The sequence below is a fragment of the Allorhizobium undicola ORS 992 = ATCC 700741 genome, from assembly GCF_000621665.1.
GTDB classification, from domain to species: Bacteria; Pseudomonadota; Alphaproteobacteria; order Rhizobiales; family Rhizobiaceae; genus Allorhizobium; species Allorhizobium undicola.
Map to the genome: position 1 here is coordinate 325,007 of NZ_JHXQ01000002.1, position 18,861 is coordinate 343,867.

The following is an 18,861-nucleotide window of genomic DNA, read 5'->3' on the forward strand; positions in this document are numbered from 1 at the left end:
ACGCCTCTCAGGCAAGAGGCGCATTACGCGCATAACGTTGCTATTGAGCAACGCATTGTGGCGAAATTGCAACGGTTAACATCAACAAGTCAAGCGCCGCGGGAGCTGCGATAGACGGATACCCCCAGTTCCCTGATCTTCTTGCGCAGGGTATTGCGGTTAAGGCCAAGCAGATCCGCCGCCTTGATCTGGTTGCCGCGGGTGGCGGTGAGTGCGGCGAGAATCAGGGGATACTCCATTTCCGTCAGCACACGGTCGTAAAGACCGGGCGGCGGCAGATTATCGCCGAAGCTGGAGAAATAGGTCCGCATGTTTTCTTCCACCGCCTGGGCAATGGTCATGCTGCCTCCGGCCGTGCCCACCTTGGCAATCGGGCTGTCGGAAACATCGGAGCGCAATTCCTGCTCGATGATTTCGCGGCTGATGACATCCTGCGGATAAAGCGCCATCAGCCTTCGCACGAGATTTTCCAGTTCGCGCACGTTACCCGGCCAGGCATAGGCCTTCATCAATTCCAGCGCCTCCTGATCGAACCGCTTGGCGTCGAGCCCTTCCTTCTCCCCCTGCTGGATGAAATGGCGCACGAGGTCGGGAATATCCTCCGCTCGGTCGCGCAAAGGCGGCAGACGCAGCGGCACCACATTGAGGCGGTAGTAAAGATCCTCACGGAACAAGCCCTGATTGATAGATTGCTTGAGATCCTTGTTGGTGGCCGCCACGATGCGCACATCGGTGCGAATGGGCGTACGCCCGCCGACAGTGGTGTATTCACCCTGTTGCAGCACGCGCAGCAGGCGGGTTTGCGCGTCCATCGGCATGTCACCGATTTCATCGAGGAAGAGCGTGCCGCCCTCGGCCTGCTCGAAACGCCCCGTCGAGCGGGTTTGCGCACCCGTAAACGCCCCCTTTTCATGACCGAACAATTCCGATTCGATCAGGTCGCGCGGAATGGCAGCCATGTTGATGGCCACGAAGGGACCGTTGCGACGCTTGCCGTAATCATGCAGCGCCTTGGCTACCAGCTCCTTGCCGGTTCCAGATTCGCCGGTAATCATCAGCGTCAGGTCGGTCTGCATGAGGCGCGCAAGAACCCGGTAGATTTCCTGCATGGCAGCGGAGCGGCCCACCAGCGGCATACCGTCCTGCATGTCGTCATCGAGGCGGGCGGGCTTTTTCTTCGGCTCCGACAGCGCCCGGCCGATGATGGCGATGAGTTCGGTGAGGTCGAAAGGCTTGGGAAGGTAATCGTAAGCGCCCTTTTCCGAAGCGCGAATGGCCGTCATGAAGGTGTTCTGCGCGCTCATGACCAGCACCGGCAGATCGGGCCGGGCCTTCTTGATGCGCGGCAGAAGGTCGAAGGCGTTTTCATCCGGCATGACCACATCCGTGACCACCAGATCGCCCTCGCCTGCCGAAATCCAGCGCCAGAGGGTTGCGGCATTCGAGGTAATGCGGACATCATAGCCCGCACGGCTCAAGGCCTGGTTGAGAACGGTGCGGATTGCGGCATCGTCATCGGCAACAAGAATCGTGGCGCTCATCTGGAAAGTCCCGTGGATTTCGCTGTGGGCGCATCCTCAACCGGCATTTCCTTGGAAACGGGCATGAGAACGCGGAATGTGGTGCGGCTGCCCTGACTGTCGCATTCGACAATGCCGCCATGGCCACCGATAATCTTGGCCACCAGCGCAAGACCAAGGCCTGAGCCATTGGTCTTGGTGGTGATGAAGGGGTCGAAGAGATGGGGAAGCAGATCCTGCGGCACGCCCGGCCCATTGTCATGCACGCAGAATTCCAGCGGCAGGGAAATCTTTTCCCGCGCACCTGCCACCGAAAGCCGGATGCCCGGACGATAGGCCGTGGTCAACTGGATTTCGCCATCCGGCCTGTCGCCCACGGCTTCGGCGGCATTCTTCACGAGATTGAGAAAGACCTGTACAAGCTGGTCGCGATTGGCAAAGACCGGCGGCAGCGAGGGATCGTAGCTTTCGGTGATTTTCAGTCGCCGCGCAAAGCCCGCCTGCGCCACCGCTTTCACGTGGTCGAGAACCGAGTGAATATTGATGGAGGTCCGATCCACGGGGCGTTCATCCGAAAACACCTCCATGCGATCGACGAGCTGGACGATACGGTCCGTCTCATCGCAGATCAGCCGGGTGAGCGCCCGGTCCTCATCGGGAACCGAGCTTTCCAGCAATTGCGCCGCCCCGCGAATGCCTGAAAGCGGGTTCTTGATTTCATGCGCCAGCATGGAAGCAAGGCCGGTGACGGAGCGGGCGGCGGCCCGATGGGTGAGCTGACGGTCGATCTTGTCGGCCATGGAGCGTTCCTGGAACACAACCACCACTGCCCCCGGCTCGCTGACCACAGGCGCCACATAAAGATCCACCAGCTTCTCCTGCCCCAGACGCGGCGAACTGAGATCCACCCGATATTCATTGACCGGCGCCAGACGCTCGCGCACCTGATCGATCAGCGACAGCAGTGGACTGCCGAAAGGAATGAACGTGTTGATCTTGTAGCGCGACAAATGGCTGGCGCTTGCACCGAAAAAGGCTTCCGCCTCCCAATTGGCAAAAGCGACGAAACCGTTTGCATCCACCATGACCACGGGGTTCTGAATGGCGTTCAGCACCGCCATGGGCAGGGCATTGCCGCCGGTTCCGCCCGGCTCACTCTTGCTCATGCTGCCTCCTCGCACTGGCTTTCCAACGCTTGCGACAGCGCCTGACGAAGGCGGACCGCAACGAATTCAGGATCCTTGGATGTCATGATTGCCGCCCTTTGCGCGTCATCCAGTTTTGCGCCATGGCGCTCCAGATACCAGGCGACATGCTTGCGCGCATGACGCACCGCAACCTCGGCGCCATAATGCTCCAGCATCATCCGGTAATGTTCCTCGGCAATGACGGGGATTGACGCGGGCGCTGGCGCAGCATGACCAGCCACCACGCCCACATGCCACGGGCGGCCCTGGCAGGCTCGGCCAAGCATCACGGCATCGGCACCCGAACGGCGCAGGATCTCAAGGGCATCGTCGCGGCTTTCCACATCGCCATTGGCAATCAGCGGAATGCGAATGGCATCGCGCACGGCGGCAATCGCATCCCAATCGGCACGCCCTTCGTAAAACTGCATACGGGTGCGGCCATGCACGGTAATCGCTGCAACCCCAAGCCCCTCGGCGGCCTTCGCCAACTCCGGCGCGTTCTTCGACTGGTCATCCCAGCCGAGCCGCATCTTGACGGTGACTGGCACGTTCACCGCCTTTACCGTGGCATCGATAATGGCAAGCGCGGTTTCCGGTTCGCGCATCAGCGCCGAACCGGCATAGCCGCCAATCACCTTCTTGGCGGGACAGCCCATGTTGATGTCGATAATGTCGGCACCATTGGCCTCGGCAATGCGGGCAGCCTCGGCAATCCAGCGGGGTTCGCGACCGGCAAGCTGAACCATGTGCGGATCAAGACCAGCCCCCTTCAGGCGCGACCAGCTTTCGGCCGCGTTGAACACCAATTCCCGGCTGGCCACCATTTCCGTGACGACCAGCCCAGCGCCATAGCGAAACGCAAGTTGCCGAAAGGGAAGATCAGTGACCCCGGACATGGGCGCAAGCACCACCCGGTTGCGAATGGCAACCCCGCCAATGCTGAAGGCTTGATCCAGGCATGGAGATGACAAGATGTCTATCTTTCAGGCAAGTTGATATTTTGCCCGATTTTTAGACATGAAATCCCGTCTTGCCAAGGTGCCTTGCCACTCATATCGACAATTTTTCGGGCATATGCTGGAAAAACTTTGGGGGCCGGTCTAGAGCAGGACCGTGTTCATGAAAAATGGAATGAAAGCGTGCATAAAGGCAGGCATGGGGTCAGGTCAATCGCGGTTGTGATTGTCGCAGCCGGACGCGGCGAGCGGGCAGGCATTTCCGCCGAAGGGCCCAAGCAATACAGACGGATTGGCGGCAAGCCGGTCATTGCTCACACGCTTGAAAAATTTCGCCGCTTTCTGCCGCAGGCGCAACTCATTGCGGTGATTCATCCCGATGACCACGGCTATTTCCAAACCGCGCTGGCCGAAAGCGGTTTGCTTGCGCAGGACGTGGTCGTTGTTGAAGGCGGCCGCACGCGGCAGCAATCGGTTCTGCACGGTTTGCGGGCAGCCAGCGCAAACCAGCCTGATCTTGTCATGATCCATGATGCGGTGCGCCCGTTTTTCGACTTGAGCCTGCTGGAGCGCATCATCGCCGCCTTTCACGCCGGGGCGCGCGCCATTTTGCCCGCAATGCCGGTAACGGACACGCTGAAACGCGCCAATGGTGACGCCCGTGTGATCGACACGGTTTCAAGAGAACGGCTTTACGCGGCACAAACGCCGCAAAGCTTCGATTTTGCCGCAATCCTCTCAGCCCACGAGGCCGCCGCCGCTGCGGGCCGGGAGGACTTTACCGATGACGCCGCCATTGCCGAATTTGCAGGCCTTGCGGTCACTCTCGTCGAAGGCGCGCCGGATAACGTAAAACTGACGTTGAAAAGAGATATTGAAATGGCCGATGCCCGCATATCCACCCCCCTGCCGGATGTTCGCACCGGAAACGGTTACGACGTTCACCAGTTGGAGCCCGGCAATGGTGTCACGCTTTGCGGCATCTTCATCCCGCATGACCAATCTCTCAAGGGCCATTCCGATGCCGATGTGGCGCTTCATGCGCTGACCGATGCCTTGCTCGCCACCTGCGGCGCCGGTGACATTGGCGATCATTTTCCGCCTTCCGATCCGCAATGGCGCGGCGCAGCTTCGCGCATCTTCCTGGAACACGCGGCAGGCATCGTGCGCAAGGCGGGCGGCACCATCATGAATGCCGATATATCGCTGATTGCCGAAGCGCCGAAGATCGGGCCGCATCGGCAGGCCATGCGCGAAAAGCTCGCGGAAATTCTCGGCATTTCGCTCGACCGCTGCTCGGTAAAGGCAACGACCAATGAAAAGATAGGCTTTATCGGTCGTCGGGAAGGCATTGCAGCCATTGCGACAGCAACGGTGGTTTATCAGGCGAGGCAGGAATGAGCCTTTTTCCAGCTGACATAGAGGCTTCCGCAAAGGGACTTGTCACCCGTCTTGCGGCTGCGGGGCTGACGCTTGCCACGGCGGAATCCTGCACGGGCGGGCTGATTGCCGGGGCATTGACGGATATTGCCGGCTCTTCCGCCGTTGTCCTCTGCGGCTATATCACTTATGCCAATCAGGCGAAGACGGATATGCTCGGCGTGCCGGAACTGACGCTTTCCACCCATGGCGCCGTATCGCGGCAAACGGCCATGGCCATGGCACAGGGCGCGCTTTTGCGCTCTGGCGCCAATGTTTCGGTTGCTGTCACCGGCATTGCCGGTCCGGGCGGGGGAACACCGGAAAAGCCGGTGGGCCTTGTGCATCTTGCCGCCATCAACCGCAACGGCATGATGCTGCACAGACAAATGCATTATGGAGATTGCGGCCGGGAGGCCGTGCGCCTTTCCACCGTCAGAACGGCAATTGAAATGCTGTTAGAGGTGACGCCTTGAGCGTCATCCGAACAGCATCAAACGATGATCTAGCTCCGGGCGCTGAAAATCTTATCGGCCCGAGCTTCAAAGGCTTCCGCAAACATGCGGAAGGCACGATCAAACATTGACCCCATCAGCGCGCCGAGGATCATGTTCTTGAACTCGTAATCGATGAAGAACACCACGGCACACTTGCCCTCGCCCGCATCCTCGAACCGCCAGCGATTATCCAGATAGCGGAACGGCCCTTCGATATATTTCACATCGATGGCCTTTTCGCCAGGATTGAGCAAAACCTGCGTGGTGAAGGTTTCCCGGATCGCTTTGTAACCCACGGTCATATGCGCAATCAGCAGGGTCTTGCCGTCACGCTCCTTGCGGGACTGAATGGACAATTCCTCGCAAAGCGGCAGAAATTGCGGATAGCTCTCCACATCCGCAACAAGATCATACATGCGCTGCGGGGAGTGATTGACGATGCGGCGGGTTTCGAACTTGGGCATGATGGGGACTTAAGACGGGAAAGCCGGGATATCAAGGAGCCCGGCTTTTTCTCCCTGCGATTTCACAATTTCTATCGGTGGCGGAAGGCATGAAAGCGGCGGCGGGTCAGCCTGCCGCCAGCAATTTCTCCCGATTGGCCTTCAGCCGCGCAAAGTCCTCGCCCGCATGGTGCGAGGACCGCGTCAACGGGCTGGAGGAAACCATGAGGAAACCCTTGGTATAGGCAATATCCTCATAGGACTTGAACTCTTCCGGCGTGACGAATCGCTCGACCTTGTGATGCTTGCGGGTGGGCTGGAGGTATTGGCCGATGGTGAGAAAATCCACGTCTGCCGTGCGAAGATCATCCATCAATTGCAGCACTTCGTTTCGCTCCTCACCAAGGCCCACCATGATGCCGGACTTGGTGAACATGGTGGGATCCAGTTCCTTGACCCGCTGCAAAAGCCGGATGGAGTGGAAATAACGCGCCCCCGGACGAACCGTGAGGTAATTGCCGGGCACGGTTTCCATGTTGTGATTGAACACATCCGGCTTGGCCGCCACGACCCGTTCCAGCGCGCCGGGCTTTTTCAGGAAGTCCGGCGTCAGGATTTCGATGGTCGTTTGCGGCGAGGCGTCTCGGATGGCCCAGATGACCTTTTCGAAATGCTCCGCACCGCCATCGGCCAGATCGTCACGGTCCACCGAGGTAATGACGACATGGGAAAGACCCATCTGCTTGACGGCCTTGGCCACATTGGCAGGCTCATCCATATCCAGTGGGTTCGGCTTGCCGGTGGCGACATTGCAGAAAGCGCAGGCACGGGTGCAGATTTCACCCATGATCATGAATGTGGCGTGCTTCTTGTCCCAGCATTCGCCGATATTTGGACAGCCAGCCTCTTCGCACACTGTCACCAGCTTGTGCGAGCGCACGAGTTCGCGGGTTTCCTGATAGCCCTTGGATACCGGCGCCTTGACCCGGATCCATTCCGGCTTGCGCAGCACTTCCGTATCGGGCTTGTGAGCCTTTTCCGGGTGCCGGACGCGCTTTTCCGTTGGTTGGGTTCTATCCAGAATCGTGACCATCGCACTACCTCTGCCGCTTAGCGCGGCCTTCAAAAACTTTATTTCCGAACCAGTTTCGCAAAGAACAGCAGAATGCAGCCGCCGATGAAACTGGTGATCAGGTAGCCGAGCCAGTCACCCGCCACAAAGATGTCGAAACGCCGCAGGATGGCGTTGGCAATCACCGACCCGACAATGCCGATGACGATATTCATGAAGATGCCGAAGCGCATATCCATGAGCTTGCCGGCAAGCCATCCGGCAAACCCGCCAACGAAAATGGCCGTAAGCCAGCCGACATTTTCCATTCCGACACCCTCGTCTGAAGCCCTTACCCGGCCCTATATAATGGGCCGGGCCTGCCGGAGCAATGTCAGGCGTTCAGGACTTTGCCATAGGCATCGAGAACGGCTTCCTTCATCATTTCCGAAAGTGTCGGATGCGGGAAGATGGTGTGCATCAGTTCTTCCTCGGTGGTTTCGAGGTTCATGGCCACCACAAAGCCCTGAATGAGTTCGGTGACTTCCGCGCCGACCATATGCGCACCGATCAACTCACCGCTCTTCTTGTCGAAAATCACCTTGACCATGCCCTGATCTTCGCCCAACGCGATGGCCTTGCCATTCGCTCCGAAGGAGAAGCGGCCAACGCGAATATCGCGGCCCTCCGCCTTTGCCTTTGCTTCCGTCAAGCCCACCGAGGCGACCTGCGGGTTGCAATAGGTGCAGCCGGGAATCTTGCTTTTTTCCATCGGATGCACACCGGGAACGCCAGCGATTTTTTCGATGCAGATGACACCTTCATGTTCCGCCTTATGGGCCAGCATTGGCGGACCGGCGACGTCGCCGATGGCATAAAGACCCGGTACATTGGTCTTGCCATAGCCATCAATGACGATGCAGCCGCGATCGGTCTTCACGCCGAGCGCTTCCAGGCCGAGATTTTCGATATTACCCTGCACGCCAACAGCCGAAATCAGGCGGTCGGCGGTGATCTGGTTCACCTTGCCGTCCTTGGTTTCAACATGGGCGGTAATGGAATTGGCACCCTTTTCAACCTTGGCGACCTTGGCTTCGGTAATGATTTTCAAACCGCGCTTTTCAAGCTGCTTGCGGGCGAAGGCGGAGATTTCCGCATCCTCCACCGGCATGATCTGCGACATGACTTCAACCACTGTGACGTCAACACCCATCGACCGATAGAAGGAGGCAAATTCGATACCAATGGCACCGGACCCCATGACGACCAGCGATTTGGGCATGAAGTCCGGCTTCATCGCCTCGAAATAGGTCCAGATCAGCTTGCCATCCGGCTCGATACCGGGCAGCGCGCGCGGCCGCGCACCCGTGGCGACGATAATATGCTTTGCGCTATAGGTTCCCTCGCCCAGCACACCCTTCGGAACGGGGTTTTGCGGCTCGACAACGGGTTTTGACGATTTGCTGACGACGATTTCGTTCGCCTTGGTCAGCTTCGCCTCTCCCCAGATCACATCGACCTTGTTCTTCTTCATGAGGAAGGCAACGCCACCCGTGAGACGCGCAGAGACCCCGCGCGAGCGGGCCACGACCTCTTTGACATCCGCAGTCATCTTGCCTTCGAGCGTCAGGCCGAAGCTCTTGGCATGATTGGCGTGGTCGAGGATTTCCGCCGAGCGCAGCAGCGCCTTGGTGGGAATGCAGCCCCAGTTGAGGCAGATACCGCCAAGATGTTCGCGCTCGACAATGGCAGTCTTCAGGCCAAGCTGGGCAGACCGGATGGCCGTGACATAGCCCCCCGGACCGGAGCCGATGATGATGACGTCATAAGCATTCGACATGGGCGCTTCCACTCCTCGGTTTCCTTGAGGCAGTCCCTTCGGAACTGCCCGTAACGGGATTGGAAGCGCGTCCGGCTCAAACCGCCGGTGTCTCGGCTTCCGGCTCGTGACGAACCAGCATCCCGTAGATTTCGTCCTTGAGCCGCATCCGCTTCTTGCGCAGGTCTTCCATGTGGAAGTCGCTGAGCGGCTCGATATTGGCTTCAGCACGATGAACCTGCCGGTTCGTCTCATGATAGGCGTCGAACAAACGGGCAAAATGACCGTCCGTCTCCTTGAGATGCCGCATCAGAGGCGTGAATTCCGGAAATTCCTCTGCCAGTTCATGAGGTGTATGGGCCATGATCTTTCTCCCTCTCAGGTAACAAGATCAGCTTAGACACCCCGGCTCATTAATCTTTGATCCCGATCAACCCGGCGACGCCAGCCCCTCACAGACCAAGCATCATCCGGACCACCGGCTCCAGCCCACGCCCGATGGCGCGGGTATTGTCCGCATCGAGATGAATTCCATCGAGCGGCGTGGTTTTCGCCACGGAGCCCGCATCGAAGAAACTGCATCCCAGCTCATCCGCTGCATCCCGGTACAGGCTGGCCATCATGGCGCCTTCCTCAACGGAGCGGTTGAACATGGCGCCAAACATCGGGTGGGCCGTTTCGCAAATCGGCGGCGGTGAGACGATCAAGACATCCGGGCCGTCGAAATCGAAACCCCAGTCATGGGTCTGCACCTGACGCACCAACCGTTTCATGCCCTGCACCGCGCCATCCGCCGTGCCTTGAATGCCGCGTTTAAGGTCATTCGTGCCAAGCATGATGATGACGAGATCGATGGGCTTGTGTGTTGCCAGGATTGTCGGCAACACCTTCACGCCATTGCGCTCGCAATCGGCAAGGTAGTCGTCATAGGCGGTGGTGCGCCCGTTCAGGCCTTCGGCGATAACCCGGACACCGTGGCCAAGCGCCTTTTGCAGCACGCTGGTCCATCGATCCTCATGGGCATGGCGACCGAGATTGACCGGATCGTAACCCCAGGTCAGGCTGTCTCCATAGGCAAGAACGGTTTTCATGCGCGCCCCACATTCTGAAACGAGCGGAGAGGCAGCGACAGCCACCTCTCCTTCATCTCGTCAGACCAGCATACCCATCGGGTTTTCGATATAGCGCTTGAAGGCACCGATCAGTTCGGCTCCCAGAGCGCCATCGACGGAGCGATGGTCAGTGGAAAGCGTCACCGTCATGACATTGGCCACCTTCATCTCGCCTTGTCTCACCACGACCCGCTCTTCGCCCGCGCCAACGGCGAGAATGGTGGAGTGCGGCGGGTTGACGACGGCTGCAAAGTGCTTGACGCCCATCATGCCCATGTTGGAAACCGCCGTGGTGCCGCCCTGATATTCCTCGGGCTTCAGCTTGCGTTCCTTGGCGCGCTTGCCGAAATCCTTCATCTCGTTGGAGATGGCAGAAAGCGATTTCGTCTCGGCCTTGCGGATGATCGGGGTAATCAAGCCGCCCGGAATGGACACGGCAACGCCCACATCCACATGCTTGTGCTTGACCATATTCGTATCCGTCCAGGATACGTTGGCATCCGGCACATCGCGCAGCGCCAGCGCCATGGCCTTGATGACCATGTCGTTCACCGAGAGCTTATAGGCAGGCTTGCCATCCTTTTCAGGCGCTGCCGCATTCAGCTGGGCGCGAAGCGCAAGCAGCGCATCCAGTTCGCAATCCACGGTGACGTAGAAATGCGGAATGGTCTGCTTGGACTCCTGCAAGCGCTTGGCAATCGTCTTGCGCATACCGTCATGCGGCACAAGCTCGTAAGAGCCAGGCTCGAACAGCTTGAGAACGGATTCCTCCGACGGCCCCTTGGCAAGGGCAGCGGCAGGAGCGACAGCCGCAGCCGGTGCGGCAGCGGCTTTTGCACCACCACCGGCAACAGCCTTCTCGACGTCGCTTTTTACCACGCGGCCCTTGGGGCCGGTGCCGGAAATGGCCTTGAGATCAAGACCGGCATCCTTGGCAAGACGGCGCGCCAGCGGCGAGGAGAAAACACGCTCGCCCGAAGCGGACGGTGCCGCTTGCGAAGCAGGTGCCGCAGCCGGTGCTTCGGCCTTGGCGGCAGGGGCCTCGGCCTTTGGAGCTTCCTTGGGCGCGTCGGCCTTGGCAGGCGCGGCAGAAGCACCACCGGCAGCGGCGGCGGCAACGTCTTCGCCTTCAGCGGCCAGAATGGCGATGAGCGAATTGACTTTGACACTCGCCGTACCAGCAGGCACGACGAGCTTCGCCACGACGCCCTCATCCACGGCTTCCACTTCCATGGTCGCCTTGTCGGTTTCGATCTCGGCGATCACATCGCCGGACTTGACCGTATCGCCTTCCTTGACCAGCCACTTGGCCAGATTGCCTTCTTCCATGGTGGGAGAAAGGGCCGGCATTGTAATATTGATCGGCATTTTTCAATCCTCCCATACGTTTGCTATCACATGTGTATTGCTACCACATGTAAACGTTCTGCTTCCGTTTTGATTAGAAGACTTAGTTATAACTAATTCGCTACGCACGCCGTCAAAACACTCTTTAACTTCGTATGGCTTAAGAGCAGTTGATTGAAGGCACCGCATTACGGTCTCGATTTCAAAGTCAGCAGAACATGAACTTAAAATAACCATCTCGGATACTTTAAGACTATCGTAAAGAGTTATCTCAGCTTTCATACCAAGATCCCTTACTTGTAGCAGACGGCTTTGACGGCCTGGACCACTTCGCCGACATTCGGCAGAGCGAGCTTCTCGAGGTTGGCCGCATAAGGCATCGGCACGTCCTTGCCAGCGATGGTGATGACCGGCGCATCGAGATAATCGAAGGCTTCGCGCTGGATGGTGTTGGCGATGAAATCGCCGACGGAGGACTGCGGGAAGCCTTCCTCGACCGTCACCAGACGGCCCGTCTTCTTGACGGATTCAATCACGGTCGGCAGATCCATCGGGCGCAGCGTGCGCAGGTCGATCAGCTCCACATCGATACCGGCGGCGGTCAGCTCTTCCACAGCCTTGACGGCATAGGTCATGCCAATGCCCCAGGACACCATGGTGACGTCCTTGCCCGCCTTGTGGATGCGCGCCTTGCCAATCGGCAGAACGAAATCATCGAGCTTCGGCACTTCGAACGACTGACCGTAAAGGATTTCGTTTTCAAGGAAGATCACCGGGTTCGGATCGCGGATGGCGGCCTTCAGCAAGCCCTTGGCATCGGCAGCCGTATAAGGCTGGATGACCTTGAGGCCGGGAATGTGGCTGTACCATGCGCCGTAATCCTGGCTGTGCTGGGCGGCAACGCGGGCAGCCGCACCGTTCGGGCCGCGGAACACCATGGGCGCACCCATCTGACCACCGGACATATAGAGCGTCTTGGCGGCGGAGTTGATGATCTGGTCAATCGCCTGCATGGCAAAGTTGAAGGTCATGAACTCGACGATGGGACGCAGACCCGTCATGGCCGCACCAACGGCGATACCGGCAAAACCATGCTCGGTGATCGGCGTATCGATGACGCGCTGCGGGCCGAATTCCTGCAACAGGCCCTGCGTGATCTTGTAGGCGCCCTGATATTCGGCAACTTCCTCACCCATGATGAAAACATCGGGGCTGGCGCGCATTTCCTCGGCCATGGCTTCGCGCAGCGCTTCACGCACCGTCATCGTCACCATTTCAGTGCCTGCGGGAATGGCCGGATCAGCGGCAGCTTCCACCTTCGGAGCGGCAGGCACCTTGGTGTTGTCGGCAGCGGAAGATGGCTCGGCAGCGGATTCGCGCGCCTTTCCACCGGCTGCATCCGCGGTTGCGGCGGGCGTGTCGGCGTCCGCCGCCTTGGGGGCGGCTGCAACCGCATCAGCACTTTCGCCATCCTGCAACAGCACGGCAATGACCGTATTGACCTTGACGTTCGGCGTACCGGCTTCAACCAGCAGCTTGCCGATCACGCCTTCATCCACGGCTTCCACTTCCATGGTCGCCTTGTCGGTTTCGATTTCGGCAATCACGTCGCCGGACTTTACGCTGTCGCCTTCCTGCTTGAGCCACTTGGAAAGCGTGCCTTCCTCCATGGTCGGAGAAAGGGCGGGCATGAGAATATCGACTGGCATGGGCTAACCCTCCCTTTCGCCTTAGAGCAGAATATCGGTGTAGAGCTCGGATACATCCGGCTCCGGATCGGTCTGGGCGAAATCGGCACTGTCAGCTACGATGTCGCGCACATCCTTGTCGATCTGCTTCAGGTCGTCTTCGGTTGCCCAGTTGAGTTCGATCAGACGGTTTTTCACCTGTTCGATCGGGTCCTGCTCGGAGCGCATCTTCTGGACTTCATCCTTGGAGCGATACTTGGCCGGGTCGGACATGGAGTGACCGCGATAACGATAGGTCATCATTTCCAGAATGATCGGACCCATGCCGGAGCGGCAATGCTCCACCGCGTAATCGGCCGCAGCCTTCACGGCGCGAACATCCATGCCATCCACCTGGATGCCGGGGATATTGAAGGATACGCCGCGCTGGGAGAAATCGGTCTGCGCGGAAGCGCGCGAAACCGCCGTGCCCATGGCGTAACGGTTGTTTTCGATGATGTAGATCACCGGCAGGTTCCACAGGCGAGCCATGTTGAAGCTCTCGTAAACCTGACCCTGGTTGGCCGCGCCATCGCCGAAATAGGCGAGCGACACGTTGTCATTGCCGCGATACTTGTTGGCGAAGGCCAGACCTGTGCCAAGCGAAACCTGGGCGCCGACGATGCCGTGACCGCCATAGAAATGCTTCTCTTTCGAGAACATGTGCATGGAGCCGCCCTTGCCCTTGGACAAGCCGCCACGGCGGCCCGTCAACTCGGCCATGACGCCGCGCGCACTCATGCCGCAGGCCAGCATGTGACCGTGGTCACGATAGCCGGTAATGACCTGATCACCTTCCTTCAGCGCCATCTGCATACCGACAACGACAGCTTCCTGCCCGATGTAAAGGTGACAGAAGCCGCCGATGAAGCCCATGCCGTAGAGCTGGCCGGCCTTCTCTTCAAAGCGGCGGATCAGCAGCATTTCGCGATAGGCCTTGAGCTCTTCGTCGCGATCGAGTTCTGCGATAGCTCCCTGCGAAAAATTGCCCTTGGCTGGCTTTGCCTTGCGACCGGAAGCGGTCGCGGTGGTGCGCGGCGCCATTCATCCCTCCCTGACTTGCTAGGGTTCTTGATTGCGCAACACCATATGCAAGAACGCCGAAAGTCGCAATGCATTAAATGCATGACTTCTATTCGCCATAAACATAGAGAAATACAGGATTTTTTTAATATTAACCGGCTTTCGGTTAATTCAATCTACCCGTGATTTTGAGGGGGTGCAGTGCAGCATTTCAGGTGCAAGCGCAGCAATGAAAACACGCGAGTCATCACCGGTTGAAGATCACGATCTCATCCGGCCTCGACATATTAAGCTGATAACGCGCCTTTTCATCGATCATGTCGCGCTCAAGCGAACCGTCGCTCAACAATTCCACCTGCTTTTCGATGGCCTTGCGCTTCTTGACGAGATCGGCGAGCTCGGCGTTGCGGTCCTGTCGCAATTTATCGAAACGCTCGCCAGCGCGCAGGCCATAATCGCCATGCACGCAATGATAACCGAAATAGCCAATGAAGGCGACAGTGATGGCGGGCAGAATCAGACGGCCGAATTTTCTGTTCTTGTGATGGCGAGTCCACATGCCCGGGCAACCTTGTACGCTTGACTTCCGGCACGCCTGCATGGGCCGCCGCAACAGGGAAATGATTCCCCTTTTGGACAAGCTTAGGATGGAACTCTTAACCGTTCGTTGACCATGGGGCACAGTCATTAAAAAACCGCCGCGATGCAACAGCATGTTCAGGAAAAGTGGAAACCGGTTTTCTGGCCGAAAATGCGTTAAAACAAAAAGTTAGAGCGGCCCATCGTTTCCGGGAAACGATGGGCCGCTCTGAGGATCGCGGCAGTTTTGCATTCAGTTCGGTAGAAACGGGCCTGGCCCGCTCAGCCTCACCCCTTCAGGATGGAGCTGCCTGCATAGGCGGCCTGCATACCCAGCATTTCCTCGATACGGATAAGCTGGTTGTACTTGGCGAGCCGGTCGGAACGGGCAAGCGAACCGGTCTTGATCTGTCCGCAATTGGTGGCAACGGCGAGATCGGCAATGGTCGAATCTTCCGTCTCGCCGGAGCGGTGCGACATGACGGCAGTGTAGCGCGCCTTGTGGGCGGTTTCCACGGCGTCCAGCGTCTCGGACAGCGAACCGATCTGGTTGACCTTCACGAGAATGGAGTTGGCAACGCCCATGCGGATACCATCGCGCAGGCGGGCGGAATTGGTGACGAACAGGTCGTCGCCGACGAGCTGAACCTTGGAGCCGATCTTGTCGGTCAGCGACTTCCAGCCATCCCAATCGTCCTCGGCCATGCCGTCTTCGATGGAGATGATCGGATAGCGGCCAGCCAGTTCAGCCAGATATTCGGCCATGGCTTCCGGCTCCAGCGTGCGGCCTTCGCCTTCCAGCACGTATTTTCCGTCCTTGAAGAACTCGGTCGAGGCGCAGTCCAGCGCCAGATACATGTCCTCGCCCGGACGGTAGCCAGCCTTTTCGATGGACTTCATGATGAAGTCGAGAGCGGCAGGCGCGCTTTCCAGACCCGGAGCAAAACCGCCTTCGTCGCCGACATTGGTGTTGTGGCCCTGGGCAGCCAGTTCCTTCTTGAGGGTGTGGAAAACCTCCGATCCCATGCGCACGGCTTCGCGAATGTTTTCCGCGCCCACCGGCATGATCATGAATTCCTGGAAGTCGATCGGATTATCGGCGTGGGCGCCGCCATTGATGATGTTCATCATCGGCACCGGCAGGACGCGGGCGTTCGGGCCGCCGACATAGCGGTAAAGCGGCAGGCCGGAGGCTTCGGCCGCAGCCTTGGCAACGGCAAGCGAAACACCGAGAATGGCGTTTGCACCCAGACGCGACTTGTTGGGCGTGCCATCCAGCTCGCGCATGATGTTGTCGATCTGGATCTGGTTTTCAGCGTCATGACCGCCGATGGCATCGAAAATTTCGCCGTTTACGGCCTCTACGGCCTTTTCCACGCCCTTGCCGAGAAAGCGCTTGCCGCCATCGCGCAGTTCCACGGCTTCATGCGCGCCGGTGGATGCACCCGAGGGAACCGCCGCGCGGCCCATGCTGCCGTCTTCAAGGTAGACATCGACCTCGACGGTAGGATTGCCGCGGCTATCGATAATTTCACGGCCGATGATATCGGTAATGGCAGTCATGTTCGCTCCCTGCTGAATGAAAGGCCAAGGCCCGGTCAGGCGGCAACGCCGCCCTTCGGGTTCCTGTCTTATCCGATGAAACCAAAATTACAATGACGGTTTGCGCGGCGCCGGGGCGAAAGCTAATCGATTTAATCCGCTTTCTTCACCTGAGCGCCGGGATAAATCGGTTATAACGGCCTCAAGCCGCCTTGCTGATGGCGTCGAAGGCCATCAATTTCTCCAGAAGCGCCTCCAGCTTGTCCAGATAGACCATGTTCGGCCCATCGGAGGGAGCGGTATCGGGATCCTGATGCGATTCGATGAAGAGGCCCGCAACCCCCACCGCCACGGCGGCGCGCGCCAGCGTTTCCACGAATTCGCGCTGCCCGCCGGAAGAGCCACCCTGCCCGCCCGGCTGCTGCACGGAATGGGTGGCGTCGAAGATCACCGGCGCGCCCAAGCCCGCCATGATCGGCAGCGAGCGCATGTCGGAGACAAGCGTGTTGTATCCGAAGGATGCGCCCCGCTCGCACAGCATGACATTGGGATTGCCGGAAAGCGTGAGCTTCTCCATCACGTTCTTCATATCCCAAGGCGCGAGGAACTGGCCCTTCTTGACGTTGATGGCGCGGCCGGTTTTGGCGGCAGCCACGAGAAGGTCGGTCTGGCGGCAGAGGAAGGCTGGAATTTGCAGCACATCCACCACTTCCGCCACGATCGCGCATTGCTCTTCGGTGTGAATATCGGTGAGCACCGGAAAGCCGAATTCCTTTTTAAGATCGGCAAAAATTTCCAGCCCCTTGTCGATGCCGATGCCGCGTCCGCCTTTCAGCGAGGTGCGGTTTGCCTTGTCGAAGGAGGATTTATAGACGAGGCCGATTCCCAGCCGGTCGCAGATTTCCTTGATGGAACCGGCCATCATGAAGGCATGTTCCCGGCTTTCCATCTGGCAGGGGCCGCATATCAGCGAAAAGCGCTGGCTGTTGCTGAAGGAAACGGTCCGATCACCGGTGCCTACGGTTACGATGGCATTGGGTTCAGTCATCCATCATTCTCCTCGAATTCGAAGCTCAGGCCCTGTCCGGGCGCCGCCATAACAGAAAGCCCGCTCGGCCTTCTTTGATAGGCTACGCCATTAGCAGCCAGCACCTCTGCTGTCACCTCCAGATCGGCGACCGAAAAAGCGATGGACCTGGCGCATAGCAGTTCATTTGTCTTCCTTTCGATGCGAATGGGCCGATTTGCGGTCTGGATGACGATATTTTCGCCCTCATGGTGGCTCGTCGCGCCGAATACCAGCTCGAACCAGCCTGCGAAACGGGCCGGATCATCGGCTTGCAACGTCACTTGCTTCAATCCCGTCACGCTATTGGCATGGGCTTCCAGGCTGCCCCTGTCGGAAGGCAAGGGCTGAAGACGCTGGCAGCCAAACAGGAAAAGCCGCCCCACATCAGGATGGGTCGCAAAGGCCAGCCGGAAGCGTGCCTCCATTTCCGCGCCATCGGGAAGGCGCATGACGCGGCCAAACTCCAGTACCCTGCCGCCGGATATATCGGCGGCAAGAAAGGCCTGATGATCCATCTCGGCATCTGGCGTCAGCGCCACGATTGCCGAAAGCCCCTCCTCAGCGGTTTTGCGAAACAGCCGGTCGCGGGCCACGAATACATTTCCGTCTCCGATTGCCGCCTCGGCCATGGCAGGATCGGCCACCACCAAGGGTTCGAGATAGGTCTTGTCAGCCAGGAATATACAGGCATTGGCCGTTCCGAAAGGATGGGTGGCATCCGCGGCCACCGTAAAGCCAAGCTGGCTCATGCGGCGCCGGGCAACCGCCAGATCGGCCACCGGCATGACGAGATGATCGAGCGGACAGGGCTTTCCGTCTGACATGCTTTCTCCTTCACTGGCGCGGCTTTTGATCAGCGATTTTCGGCAGGGGAAAAGCAAGAACCTGCCTCGTATAGGTTTCCACCACAAGACTGATGGGCGTGGCATCCGGCAACGAAAGCAAGGCCCGATGTTGCAGAACCTCTTCCGGTATATGGAGCGGATCAGGGCCGGTTTCCACGGGCGCGCCCATTTCCCAGGCCTCCGGCATGGGCCACCACAACAATTCGGCGCTGATTGTGTGACGCTGGAAATGCAGGGGCTGCACCACCCGCCCGAAGGCGGCATCGGTGGTATCGAGCGCGGTGTTCATATCCGCCGTCAGACGTCCGGGAACATACCAGTTATCGGCCTCCGACAGCACATGTGCGCCGCATTTGAGGCGAACGCGGCGGTAATTCACCCTTTCCCCGTCCGAAACCTTCAAGGCAGCCCGGACATCCTCAGACGCCGGCTTGTCGATGTCTCTCATGCGTTCGGCCACCACCTTTTCGCCTCGCGCCAGATCATGGCGCTCACACCAGTGGTCAAGCGTCAGCGTGGCGCTGTCATGGCTCAAAAGCCGGGCGTTGAGGTCTTGCAACAGGGCTTGCGCCTGAAGGCGCACGATGGCCGTGTCCGGCCAGACGGGGATTTCTTCCGTATGCCCCGCGACAGGTAAAATCATCGAACTCACCAGTAAAGGCAGGGAAATCAGGATGGAACGCATGAATACTCCTTGAGGAATGAGGGAATCAACCTCCGCA

18 protein-coding genes and 1 pseudogene are annotated in these 18,861 nt (G+C 58.9%); 2 read left to right on the forward strand and 17 right to left on the reverse strand.

Going from position 1 to position 18,861, the window contains the following annotated elements; genetic code table 11:
• Positions 1 to 89: 89 nt before the first annotated feature.
• The 3 genes and pseudogenes from ntrC to dusB all read right to left on the reverse strand — a co-directional run bounded on the left by ntrC (position 90) and on the right by dusB (position 3,670).
• The gene (gene ntrC / locus T424_RS0103590; RefSeq protein WP_027486506.1) at positions 90 to 1,541 is read right to left on the reverse strand and encodes a nitrogen regulation protein NR(I); all 1,452 of its coding nucleotides are present in this window, start codon (positions 1,539 to 1,541) and stop codon (positions 90 to 92) included.
• The gene (locus T424_RS0103595; RefSeq protein ID WP_027486507.1) at positions 1,538 to 2,686 is read right to left on the reverse strand and encodes a two-component system sensor histidine kinase NtrB; all 1,149 of its coding nucleotides are present in this window, start codon (positions 2,684 to 2,686) and stop codon (positions 1,538 to 1,540) included. Before T424_RS0103595 ends, ntrC begins: the two co-directional genes overlap by 4 nt.
• Positions 2,683 to 3,670: pseudogene (dusB, locus tag T424_RS0103600) on the reverse strand (tRNA dihydrouridine synthase DusB). Before dusB ends, T424_RS0103595 begins: the two are co-directional and overlap by 4 nt.
• A gap of 179 nt (positions 3,671 to 3,849) precedes the next feature.
• Here dusB and T424_RS0103605 point away from each other — a divergent pair.
• Positions 3,850 to 5,067: a bifunctional 2-C-methyl-D-erythritol 4-phosphate cytidylyltransferase/2-C-methyl-D-erythritol 2,4-cyclodiphosphate synthase gene (locus tag T424_RS0103605; protein WP_051558776.1), complete on the forward strand. Its 1,218-nt coding sequence runs from the start codon at positions 3,850 to 3,852 to the stop codon at positions 5,065 to 5,067.
• Positions 5,064 to 5,561, forward strand: coding sequence for a CinA family protein (locus T424_RS0103610; RefSeq protein WP_027486510.1), 498 nt, complete (start codon positions 5,064 to 5,066; stop codon positions 5,559 to 5,561). Before T424_RS0103605 ends, T424_RS0103610 begins: the two co-directional genes overlap by 4 nt.
• Positions 5,562 to 5,590: 29 nt before the next feature.
• Here the strand turns inward: T424_RS0103610 and T424_RS0103615 are convergent, their stop codons facing one another.
• From T424_RS0103615 to T424_RS0103680, 14 genes are all read right to left on the reverse strand, one after another.
• A complete protein-coding gene (locus T424_RS0103615) occupies positions 5,591 to 6,046 on the reverse strand; it encodes a type II toxin-antitoxin system RatA family toxin (RefSeq protein ID WP_027486511.1) in 456 nt (151 codons plus the stop codon).
• Between the two features lie 106 nt (positions 6,047 to 6,152).
• Positions 6,153 to 7,118, reverse strand: coding sequence for a lipoyl synthase (lipA, locus tag T424_RS0103620; protein ID WP_027486512.1), 966 nt, complete (start codon positions 7,116 to 7,118; stop codon positions 6,153 to 6,155).
• 38 nt (positions 7,119 to 7,156) lie between these two features.
• On the reverse strand, positions 7,157 to 7,405 hold the full coding sequence (locus tag T424_RS0103625) for a GlsB/YeaQ/YmgE family stress response membrane protein (RefSeq protein WP_027486513.1): 249 nt from the start codon (positions 7,403 to 7,405) through the stop codon (positions 7,157 to 7,159).
• Between the two features lie 65 nt (positions 7,406 to 7,470).
• Complete coding sequence (gene lpdA / locus T424_RS0103630; RefSeq protein WP_027486514.1) at positions 7,471 to 8,916, reverse strand: dihydrolipoyl dehydrogenase; 1,446 nt, start codon at positions 8,914 to 8,916, stop codon at positions 7,471 to 7,473.
• 76 nt (positions 8,917 to 8,992) lie between these two features.
• Complete coding sequence (locus T424_RS0103635; protein ID WP_027486515.1) at positions 8,993 to 9,259, reverse strand: YdcH family protein; 267 nt, start codon at positions 9,257 to 9,259, stop codon at positions 8,993 to 8,995.
• A gap of 88 nt (positions 9,260 to 9,347) precedes the next feature.
• Positions 9,348 to 9,986 (reverse strand): SGNH/GDSL hydrolase family protein, encoded by a 639-nt coding sequence (locus tag T424_RS0103640; RefSeq protein WP_027486516.1) that lies wholly within the window; start codon positions 9,984 to 9,986, stop codon positions 9,348 to 9,350.
• A gap of 60 nt (positions 9,987 to 10,046) precedes the next feature.
• Positions 10,047 to 11,375 (reverse strand): pyruvate dehydrogenase complex dihydrolipoamide acetyltransferase, encoded by a 1,329-nt coding sequence (locus tag T424_RS0103645; protein WP_027486517.1) that lies wholly within the window; start codon positions 11,373 to 11,375, stop codon positions 10,047 to 10,049.
• 272 nt (positions 11,376 to 11,647) lie between these two features.
• On the reverse strand, positions 11,648 to 13,063 hold the full coding sequence (locus T424_RS0103650; RefSeq protein ID WP_027486518.1) for a pyruvate dehydrogenase complex E1 component subunit beta: 1,416 nt from the start codon (positions 13,061 to 13,063) through the stop codon (positions 11,648 to 11,650).
• 21 nt (positions 13,064 to 13,084) lie between these two features.
• On the reverse strand, positions 13,085 to 14,125 hold the full coding sequence (gene pdhA, locus T424_RS0103655) for a pyruvate dehydrogenase (acetyl-transferring) E1 component subunit alpha (protein ID WP_027486519.1): 1,041 nt from the start codon (positions 14,123 to 14,125) through the stop codon (positions 13,085 to 13,087).
• Positions 14,126 to 14,351: 226 nt separating this feature from the next.
• The gene (locus T424_RS0103660; RefSeq protein WP_027486520.1) at positions 14,352 to 14,663 is read right to left on the reverse strand and encodes an FtsB family cell division protein; all 312 of its coding nucleotides are present in this window, start codon (positions 14,661 to 14,663) and stop codon (positions 14,352 to 14,354) included.
• Between the two features lie 308 nt (positions 14,664 to 14,971).
• Positions 14,972 to 16,246 (reverse strand): phosphopyruvate hydratase, encoded by a 1,275-nt coding sequence (gene eno / locus T424_RS0103665; protein WP_027486521.1) that lies wholly within the window; start codon positions 16,244 to 16,246, stop codon positions 14,972 to 14,974.
• A 181-nt stretch (positions 16,247 to 16,427) separates the two neighbouring features.
• A complete protein-coding gene (gene kdsA, locus T424_RS0103670) occupies positions 16,428 to 17,273 on the reverse strand; it encodes a 3-deoxy-8-phosphooctulonate synthase (RefSeq protein WP_027486522.1) in 846 nt (281 codons plus the stop codon).
• A complete protein-coding gene (locus T424_RS0103675) occupies positions 17,270 to 18,118 on the reverse strand; it encodes a VOC family protein (RefSeq protein WP_027486523.1) in 849 nt (282 codons plus the stop codon). Before T424_RS0103675 ends, kdsA begins: the two co-directional genes overlap by 4 nt.
• Before the next feature lie 10 nt (positions 18,119 to 18,128).
• Positions 18,129 to 18,824: a hypothetical protein gene (locus T424_RS0103680; protein ID WP_027486524.1), complete on the reverse strand. Its 696-nt coding sequence runs from the start codon at positions 18,822 to 18,824 to the stop codon at positions 18,129 to 18,131.
• Positions 18,825 to 18,861: the final 37 nt, after the last annotated feature.